Source organism: Bradyrhizobium sp. USDA 4506 (assembly GCF_054058795.1).
This window is the reverse complement of sequence record NZ_JBSSBM010000002.1, coordinates 6,634,170-6,643,760: the sequence shown is the minus strand read 5'-3', so window position 1 is coordinate 6,643,760 and position 9,591 is coordinate 6,634,170. Positions and strand designations below refer to the sequence as shown.

General features: G+C 63.5%; 7 protein-coding genes. 2 read left to right on the top strand and 5 right to left on the bottom strand.

The genetic code is table 11. From position 1 onward, the window contains the following. Position 1: 1 nt before the first annotated feature. The gene (locus ACVIHF_RS33425) at positions 2-637 is read left to right on the top strand and encodes a pyridoxamine 5'-phosphate oxidase family protein (protein ID WP_310883246.1); all 636 of its coding nucleotides are present in this window, start codon (positions 2-4) and stop codon (positions 635-637) included. A 129-nt stretch (positions 638-766) separates the two neighbouring features. Here the strand turns inward: ACVIHF_RS33425 and ACVIHF_RS33420 are convergent, their stop codons facing one another. Continuing rightward, positions 767-1,243: an MOSC domain-containing protein gene (locus ACVIHF_RS33420; protein WP_310883245.1), complete on the bottom strand. Its 477-nt coding sequence runs from the start codon at positions 1,241-1,243 to the stop codon at positions 767-769. 176 nt (positions 1,244-1,419) lie between these two features. Between ACVIHF_RS33420 and ACVIHF_RS33415 the strand changes: the two genes are divergently transcribed. Then, the gene (locus tag ACVIHF_RS33415) at positions 1,420-2,400 is read left to right on the top strand and encodes a LysR family transcriptional regulator (RefSeq protein WP_310883244.1); all 981 of its coding nucleotides are present in this window, start codon (positions 1,420-1,422) and stop codon (positions 2,398-2,400) included. A 68-nt stretch (positions 2,401-2,468) separates the two neighbouring features. Here ACVIHF_RS33415 and ACVIHF_RS33410 read toward each other — a convergent pair whose 3' ends face one another. The 4 genes from ACVIHF_RS33410 to ACVIHF_RS33395 all read right to left on the bottom strand — a co-directional run bounded on the left by ACVIHF_RS33410 (position 2,469) and on the right by ACVIHF_RS33395 (position 9,451). Next, positions 2,469-3,908 (bottom strand): IS1182 family transposase, encoded by a 1,440-nt coding sequence (locus ACVIHF_RS33410; RefSeq protein WP_253606562.1) that lies wholly within the window; start codon positions 3,906-3,908, stop codon positions 2,469-2,471. A gap of 577 nt (positions 3,909-4,485) precedes the next feature. Next, entirely contained in the window at positions 4,486-7,638 is a 3,153-nt protein-coding gene (locus tag ACVIHF_RS33405) for an efflux RND transporter permease subunit (RefSeq protein WP_310883243.1), read from the bottom strand. A gap of 13 nt (positions 7,639-7,651) precedes the next feature. Next, on the bottom strand, positions 7,652-8,569 hold the full coding sequence (locus ACVIHF_RS33400; protein ID WP_028335192.1) for an efflux RND transporter periplasmic adaptor subunit: 918 nt from the start codon (positions 8,567-8,569) through the stop codon (positions 7,652-7,654). A gap of 231 nt (positions 8,570-8,800) precedes the next feature. Continuing rightward, entirely contained in the window at positions 8,801-9,451 is a 651-nt protein-coding gene (locus ACVIHF_RS33395; protein ID WP_028343656.1) for an OmpA family protein, read from the bottom strand. Between the last annotated feature and the right edge of the window lie 140 nt (positions 9,452-9,591).

The window sequence follows — 9,591 nt, the reverse complement described above, 5'->3', positions numbered from 1 at the left end:
TATGGGTGACCAGAGTGCGGGCGGCAAGCCGCCGGTCAAATCGCAGGAGGATCTTCGTGCGCATTTCGGGCAATTGAGCCCGCTCGCCGAGAAAAAGGTGCTCTACCATCTCGACAGGTTCTGCCGCGACTTCATCGCGCTGTCGCCGTTCCTCGTCATCGCCTCCAGCGACGGCAAAGGTCATGCCGACGCCAGCCCGCGCGGCGATGCGCCGGGCTTCGTCTCCGTGCTCGACGACAAGACGCTGCTGATCCCGGATCGGCGCGGCAACAACCGGGTCGATACGTTCGGCAATATCATCGCGTCACCCGGGATCGGGCTGATCTTCATGGTGCCCGGCATCAACGAGACGCTGCGCGTCAACGGGCGCGCCGAGATCTCGCAGGAGCCGGATCTGTTGACGCCGCTGACGGTGCAGAACGTCGCGCCGATCATCGGGCTCAAGGTGCATGTCGACGAGACCTACTTCCACTGCGGCAAGGCGCTGATGCGCTCGAAGCTCTGGAATCCCGCCGCGCAGGTCGAGCGCCACCGCTTTCCGACGCTCGGCCGGATCATCGCCGAGCAGACCGCCGCGATCGAGGTCGAGGTCGCCGAGAAGGCGATGGAAGAGGCCTATCGGACGCGGCTGTATTAGAGCGCGACGAGGCTAAGGACGTGTACCTATAAGTCCATCCTCCCGAACGGCGTCCGCATTGCCGTCAGAAGCGGACAAAGGAGGCGTGCTTGGTCATATTGGCTAAGGACCAAGAGCAGACCCGCTCCATCAATCCGTTTGAATGAGGTCGCCGATCGAAATAATTCCATCCGAGAGAACCTCGGCCCGCACGCCACCTCGATCGCGATAAGCCTCCGCAAATCCCATCTTGCCAGTGACTGCGGACGGGAGATGGCATGGCTTTGTCGGTTCGGAGCCGCGCAGGCGCACGGCGCCGATGCGGAATTCCTTGCCTAGCAATCCATAGACGTCGATACCGTCGACGACGATGTTACGTCGCGTTTCATTCACCTCGAAAGGAATGAGACCGCGCTGGACCAACTCTCTATTTGCGGCCTCGATGGCTTCGCAGGCGATCAGGGAAACATGGCGTGCCGCCACGCGCGGCAATTTCGAGTAAGAGCCCTCACCACGTTCGTATCGATCCCCTTCCAGCCCGCGACCGACAAAAACCCGCACTGAGGTGCACGTCTGCATGGGCTGTCCAATGGCGGAGGCGACAAACAGACCAACAACGCTCGCCATGGCCAACTCCTGTGGTTGATGCACATATTCCCCGGAAGGACGGCCATCCGAGTTCCACCGAGGCATTCGCGGTAGTCCCGCATCCCCGCGCCGGCGGTGGAGTTCAGCGTTGAAACTGCCCTGAAGGCGTCATAAGCAGAAGGGGGAATTTGCTACTACCTGCATTAGGATTGGCGATGGCAAAGGCCTCCAACTGGGAAGCTCGCATCGGCCGGCGCATACGTCTGCACGACCTGCACGCGTTCGCGACCGTGGTTCAATCTGGGAGTATATCCAAGGCGGCTGTGAAGCTCGGCGTTACCCAGTCGGCGATATCGCAGATGGTTGCGGATCTCGAAGCCACCCTGCAGGTTCGACTGCTCGACCGCAGCACCCGTGGTGTTGCATCCACTGTGTTTGGGGACGTTCTCCTTCGACGGAGCCGCGCGGCTCTCGACGAGTTGCGTCATGGAATAGAGGAAATTTCATTCCTCAGCAATCAAACGACGGGCGAGGTGCGCGTCGGTTGTCCCGAGTCCATTTCGTCTGCCGTGTTGCCGCGGATCGCCAATCTGTTCTTCCGGCAATACCCGCGCGCCGTTCTTGACGTCGAGCACATTAATCTCGGTCGGCTGTCGCTTCTCCTCGACCGCAGGATCGACCTCGTGATCGCCCGGGGCAACCGCAATTTTGGCGCGCCGGAGATTCCAGATGAAGTCGATGTCAGAACACTGTTCGAGGACGAGCTTGTTGTCGCCGCAGGGCCGAACAACCGCTGGTTCAATCGTCGCAAAATTGAACTTGCCGACATCGTTCACGAACGCTGGATCCTGACCGAGCCAGGGATATGGAATCACTCGGTGGTCACGGAGGCCTTCGCGGCACAAGGACTTGAGGTGCCCAACATCAGCATGCGAACGCTCTCGGTGCATATGCGGACTCAACTGATCACGACGGGGGATTTCATCACCACATTGCCGCGCTCGGTATTGCACCTGTACGCCGAACGCTATTCGCTAAAAGCGCTGCCGGTCGACCTCCCCGCCCGACCGTGGCCTGTTTCAATCCTCACCCTGAAGAACCGTTCATTGAGTCCGATCGTGCACCGCTTCATCCGGTGCGCCGAGGACGTCGCAAAGGAGATGGATGCCCGGCCGCGCTTGCGTCAGTCGCGTTAGTCGATGTCCGCTTCGGGTCTTGGTCGTGTAAAAACGCCAGTCCCGAGGCAGTCGGGACTGGATTGGTGTCATGCCGCGATCGCAGCCATCAGCGGCTTGATCCCGACGATGTTCATGACCCGTGTCAGATTGTAGGCCAGGACGGAGAGCGCCATTTCGGCCGCCACTTTCGGAAGCGTTTTGGTGAGGAAGTGTGTCGCTCCCATGCGGGCCTTCATGGTGCCGAACGGATGCTCGACAGTTTCGCGGCGCTGACGCATGGCGTGCGGGCTTGCATCAAGGCGCTGCTGCACAGCCTCGAGCAGATGCTCATGCTCCCATCGCGTAATCCGCCGTTCTGACCCAGGCGTGCATTGGGTCTTGAGCGAACAGCTTTGACAGGCCGTGGTCCAGTAGCGCCGCAGCACCTTGCTGTCTTCTTCATTCGTATAGCGATATGATAGCCGCTCCCCGGCCGGGCAGCGATAGACGTCCTCCTCTGGCAAATAGGCAAAGTCCTGTTTACCGAAGCGTCCGTCTGCCTTAGCGCCGGACGTTAGCGGTTTGGGCAGAGTTACCGTGATGCCCGCTTCGTGGCACGCAAGGATCTCTGGGCTGTTGAAGTAGCCGCGATCGGCTACAGCTTCGAGCGTCTCAGTCTTCAGAACAGCCTTCGCCCGCTTGGCCATATTGGCAAGTTGTGCCCGATCCGAGCCGCTGTTCGTCACCTCGTGCGTCACAATCAGATGGTGTTCGGTGTCTACGGCGACCTGTACGTTGTAGCCGACAACACCAGAGCCGCGCCCGCTCGTCGCCATCGAGCGGCTGTCGGGGTCGGTCAGGGAGATTTGCTGGTCGGGTGACGCAAGCACCTGCTTCTCGTAGACGGCAAGCTTGCCCATTTCCTCCTTCAGTTTCGTCAGCTTCTCGGTAAGCCTCGTCACCTTCGTGGCCAGGGCCTCGGTCGGCTCCTGGCGGTCGGCCGTGTCAAGTTGGCTCAGATAGCGCGCGACGCTCTCCTCCAACTGAGCACGCCGTCGCTCCATCTTCGCGCGCGTGAAGTTCCTGTCCCGGTTGTTCACGGCCTTGAACTTGCTGCCATCGATGGCGACGCTCGCCGTCGCCAGCAGACCCATCTCTCGGCAGAGTTCGACGAAGCGCGCACATACCCTGCGCAGCGCCAGGCCGTTGTCCTTGCGGAAGTCCGCAATCGTCTTGTGATCGGGAGCGAGCCGACCCAGCAGCCACATCACCTCGACGTTGCGCCCGGCCTCTCGTTCCAGCCGCCGGCTCGACTGTACCCGGTTCAGATAACCGTAAATGTAAAGCTTCAGGAGCACCGAGGGATGGTACGACGGCCGACCGGTGGCCGCCGGCTCCACACCCTCAAAGCCCATCTCAGCCAAACCGAGCGCATCGACAAATACGTCGATCACGCGAACAGGGTTGCTCTCGTCAATGAAGTCATCGAGGCATTCGGGCAACAGCGACCGCTGTCCACGATCCGCCTCTTCAACGAAGCGCCTCATCGATTCCCCCAAAGAATCACAGGAGAATCATAACAGAAGCCCAGCGTTTTCACACAGCCAGGGTCAAAAGCCGCCCGTGGCGACCGAGCCGGGTGACTTCCGGTTCACCACGAAGAGCCGACGGTCCCGATGGTCATACAGGCGGTCAGCTATGGGGCCAAGAGGCGACATCCCTGACCCGTCAGGTCGCATGTCTGGTTCGCGCCTGAAAGTGTGCTTCCCAGTGCATGAGTACCCGCCCCTAGGTCGAATAGCGACCGCAACGGCGCTCCGCTCCCTCACCCCGTTCCTAGGGAAGCGAGACAAGCGATGCTTGCCCTTAGAGGCTTAGGGTGAGGAGCCGCCTCCGCGCATATGGTGATAGCTGGAGTATGCAGAGATTCCCTGCAGCCGGGGCCATTGCGAATGATGCTTGCACGATTTCGGAATATTGGAAATATACCCCTGATTTGCCCGACGCGTCACGTCGCTGTGTCGCATGCCGGCCGCCGCCGGCTCCTTTGCATGGGGTTGTTTTCGATATTTTGACGTACGTCACCTCGTACGGGTTGCGCCGTTGGCGGGGCGCGGCCTCAGCTCATTCCGCGGCGGGCGAGATCATGTTCGGCGGGCCGGGCGGCTTCTTGGTCTGGTCGCCCTGCTTCTCGCTCGGGGTCAGCTCGTGGTCGGCATGTGAGACCACGAGCCGCCTGCCGAAACGCCAGATCAGGCCGCCGATATCATCCATCACCATGAACATCGCCGGCACGAACACCAGCGACAGCGCGGTCGAGAAGATCAGGCCGCCGATCACTGCGAGCGCCATCGGCGAGCGGAATTCGCCGCCGGCGCCGAACGCGAGCGCTGACGGCATCATGCCGGCGGCCATCGCGATCGTGGTCATGACGATCGGGCGGGCGCGCTTCATGCCGGCGTCGATCATGGCTTCCTCGCGCGCCTTGCCGTCGCGGATCGCCTCCACCGCGAACTCCACCAGCATGATGGCGTTCTTGGTGACGATGCCCATCAGCATCAGGATGCCGATCCACACCGGCGTGGTGAGCTGCTTGCCGGTCAGCAGCAGTGCGCCGATCGCGCCGCCGATCGAGAGCGGCAGCGAGAACAGAATGGTGATCGGCTGCAGGAAGGTGCCGAACAGCAGCACCAGCACAGCGTAGACCATCATCAGGCCGGCAGTGATCGCGGTGGCGAAGCCGTCGGACAGCTCGGCGAGGCTCTCGGCGTCGCCGGACGGGCTGACTCTCACGCCCTTCGGCAGGGTCTTCATGACCGGCAGGTCGTAGATCAGCCTGGTGGCGTCGCCGAGCGCGGCATTGCCGACAAGGTCGGCGGCGACGGTGGCCTGCCGCTCGCGGTCGTAGCGGTTGATGCTGGTCGGGCCCTGGTCGAGCTGGATGTCGGCGACGACGGAGAGCGGCACGCCGCCGCGCTCGCCGCGCTGGCCGAGCGGCACCCGCAACTGCTCCAGCATCTGCAGATCGCTGCGCGCATTGTCCTCGAGCTGGACGCGGATCGGCACCTGGCGGTCGCCGGCGTCGAACTTCGCCAGCGCCGGGCCGACGTCGCCGATGGTGGCGACGCGAATGGTCTGCGACAGGCTTTCGGTCGAGACGCCGAGCCGCGCCGCGAGCTCGGCGCGCGGACGGATGCGCAGCTCGGGCCGGTCGAGCGCGGTCTCCGAGATCACGTTGGCGATGATCGGAATCCGCTTCATCTGCGTCGCGAGTTCGCTGGCGACGTTGTTGACGATGTTGCTGTCGGTACCGGTGACGACCAGCGAAATCGCGCGCAGGCCGTTCTCGTCGAGGAACCAGAACCTGATGTCGGGAACGTTATCGAGCTCCTTGCCGATCGACAGTTCGAGCTCGCGCTGGGTGATCTTGCGGTCGGCCTTCGGCGTGTAGTTGATGATCAGCGCGGCGCGGCGGACCTCCTGCAGGCCCGGCGGCACCCGGCCGCCATCGACGAACACGCTCCGTACCTCAGGCCGCTTGCGTAGCCGCGCCACGATCTCCTCGGTGACCTTCTCGGTGTAGGCGAGCTGCGAGCCGGGCGGCAGCTCCATCGCGAGCAGCGAGCGTGCGGTGTCCTGCGCCGGCAGGAAGCCCTGCGGCAGCAGCGTGATGCTCCAGATCGACGCGGCGAAGATCGCAAAGCCGATCAGCACGGTGACGAAGTAATGCTTCACCGACCAGGTGACGAGGCTGTGATAGCCGCGCAGGATCGGGCCGGGCGGTGGATCGTCGTGGTCATGATGCTTGAGGAAATAGGCGGCCAGCATCGGCGTCACGAAGCGCGCGGCGAGCAGCGAGAAGAACACCTGCACTGACACGGTGATGCCGAACTGCTTGAAGAACTGCCCGGCAATGCCGGACATGAAGCTCGCCGGCGCGAAGATCGCGATGATCGTGAGCGAGATCGCGATCACCGCAAGGCCGATCTCGTCGGCGGCTTCCAGAGCGGCACGATAGGGCGTCTTGCCCATCCGCATGTGGCGGACGATGTTCTCGATCTCGACGATGGCATCGTCGACCAGAATGCCGGTCGAAAGCGTGATGGCGAGGAACGAAACGAGGTTGAGCGAGAAGCCGAGCAGGTCCATCGCCCAGAACGCCGGGAAGATCGACAGCGGCAGCGAGACCGCTGCGATAATCGTGGCGCGCATGTCGCGCAGGAACAGCAGCACGATGATGACGGCGAGGATCGCGCCCTCGAACAGGGTCGAGATCGCGGCCTCGTAATTGCCTTTGGTGAACTCGACCGAGGTGTCGATCAGCTTCAGGTCGACATCGGGATAGGCCACCTTCAGCGCGTCGATCCGCTTCTGCACCGCGGCCGCGACGACGACGTCGCTGGCGCCCTTGGAGCGCTTGATACCGAGCGCGACCACCGGCTCGCCGTTGAAGCGGGCGAAGGTGCGCCGGTCGGCGATGGTGTCGGTGACGGTGCCGAGATCGTCGAGCCGGATCTCGCCGCCGCCGAACAGCGGGATCATGGTGCCGGCGAGCTCGTTCAGCGTCTTGGCGCCGGCCAGCGTGCGGATCGCCTGGTCGTTCTTGCCGATCTCGGCGCGGCCGCCGGCGACGTCGACATTGGTGCCGCGCAGGATCTGGCTGACATTGACCGCGGTCAGTCCCACCGCCTGCAGCTTGTCGGGATCGAGCGAGACCAGGATCTCGCGCTCGACACCGCCGATGCGCTCGACCTGGGCGACGCCGCGCACGCCCTGCAGGGCGCGCTTGACCACGTCGTCGACGAAATAGGACAGCTGCTCCGGCGTCTTGCCGGGCGAGATCGCGGCATAGGTCACGATCGGCAGGCCGATCACGTCGACCCGCTGGATCAACGGCTCGGTGACATTCTGCGGCAGGTTGGCGCGCACGCGCGTCACCGCATCCTTGACGTCGTTGAGCGCGCGGTCGGTGTTGGTCTCCAGCGCGAATTGGATCGTGGTCACCGACAGGCCGTCGGTGATCGAGGAGGAGATATGGCGCACGCCCTCGACGCCGGAGACGCCGTCTTCGATGGTCTTGGTGACCTGCGATTCAAGTTCCGACGGCGCGGCGCCGAATTGCGAGACCGCGACCGAGATCACCGGAATGTCGGCGCTCGGCAGCCGCGTCACCGCGAGCTTGGTGAAGGAGACCCAGCCCAGCACGAGCAGGATGATCGAGAAGACGATCGAGGGAAGCGGGTTCCGGATCGACCATGCCGAGATGTTCAAAGCCATTAGCGTGCCCGAATTACCGTGATCGCGTGCGATCGAGTTCGTCGGCGAACATGGTCTTGATCTGGTCGCCGTCATGCAGCGAGGTGCCAGCGTCGGCCACGACGATTTCGCCGACGTCGAGGCCTTCAAGGATTTCGGTCGAGGTGTCGGAGGTCAGCCCGACGCGCACCCTGCGGGTCTCGACGGTGTTGCCCTTCACGACCTGCAGGGTCAGGCGGTCGATCGCGGTACGCGGCACCGCGACGCCGCAGGAGCGCTTGGCGTCGATATTGGCACGCGCGAACATGCCGACCTTCAGCGTCGGATTGTTGTTGATGGTGATGCGGACATGCCCGAGCTGGGTGGTGCGGTCGATCTGCGGCGAGATCTGGCGGACCTTGCCGACCATGTCGGGCGCATCGTCGCGGCTGATCCGCACATTGGCGCCGGGATTGAGCTTCAGGAGCTGGAAGCCCGGCACTTCGGCGTCGAGCTCGATCTCGTTGTTGATCGAGATCTTGAACATCGGAGGAGCCTGCGGCGAGGCCGGCGCGCCGGGCGCGGTGCGCACTTCGGTGACGAGGCCGGCCGCCGGCGCCCGCAGCACAAGCGGCTTGGCATTGGCCTGTGCGGCCTGCTGCGGCGGCGGGGTCAGCCGCGCCAGTTCCTGGTTCTCGGTGACCGTGTCACCCTCGCGGACCAGCACGTCGGTGACCTTGGAGCCGTCCTGGTCGACATTCACCTGCGCCTCGCGGCGCGGCACGATGAAGCCGGTGACGCGGACCATGTCGGAGAAGCAGGCATTGGTCGACTTCGTCACCACGACCAGCGCCTGGCCCGGCGTCTCCTTCTCCTCCGGATGGGAGCGGTGCTCGAACGCGTAATAGGCGATCGCGAGGGCGAGGAAGAACACCGTGCCGAGCGCAGGCTTGAGGTATTGGGAAAAATTCATCGCCTGATCAATCCAGAGCTTGGCGCGTCATCGGTGTTGGTCGAAGTCTCATCATGCTCGCTATCGTATTGCCTGGGCATTCGGAAGGCCGGTGCCATTGTTCCGGATCATGCCCTGACGTCATGTGAGGCGGGTCACCTGTGGGCCGCGTTGGGGCTCGGCCCAACGGCATTGGCCCCGCCGGGGTGCGGGACGCATTGTAGCCTCAAAAAGGGGCCACGCCACCGCCCATCACTTGGCGGCGGTGGCCTTGTTTTCCACGTTCACGACCTGCACGCGCCGGTTCACCTCCGCCATCGGGTGGCTCGGGTCCTTCAGCTTGCTCTTGCCATAGCCGACGGTGACGAGATCGGTGCCGTTGATGCCGTATTTGTCGACGAGATAGCGCTTGATGGCGTCGGCGCGGCGCTCCGAGAGGCCCTGATTGTAGTCCTCGCCGCCGGCGGCGTCGGTGTGGCCGGCGACCACGAAGGTCGAGCCCTTCAGGTCCTGATTGGTCAACGCGCGGCCGAGCGCCTGCACCGACGGCAGCGACTTCGCGCTGATGTCGGCGGAGTTGTAGTCGAAGTTGATCTCGAGATCGATCTTCGGCTTGTCCTGGACGATGGTCGCGATTTCCTCGCGTTCCGCCGAGGACAGCGAGCGGGTGGCGCGGCCGCGGACGCTCTGCACGAATTTGGCCTGGTCGGCATTCAGCTCCGGCGAGGTGGTCTGCGGGCCGGCCGAAAGGCCGCGGGTCAGCGGCTTCTTGTCGGGCGTCAGCGCCTTGATGATCTGATCTTCGGTGACGTCGCCGGCATGGGCGACGGCCATGCCGAACGACAGCGCGGCGCCAACGGTCATGATTGAAACGATCGCGGCCTTTGCCGACGGCTTGAACATTTCGGTCCCTCTTGCGCAAGCTGGCGCGGTTCCAGGCAACTATTCAGATTGATTGCCGGCATCGCTGCCCGGCTCGCACCCTCTGATTAGTCGCGCAATTCCGTCAGCGGTTCGAGCCGCAGGCAGACCTTCGTCCATTG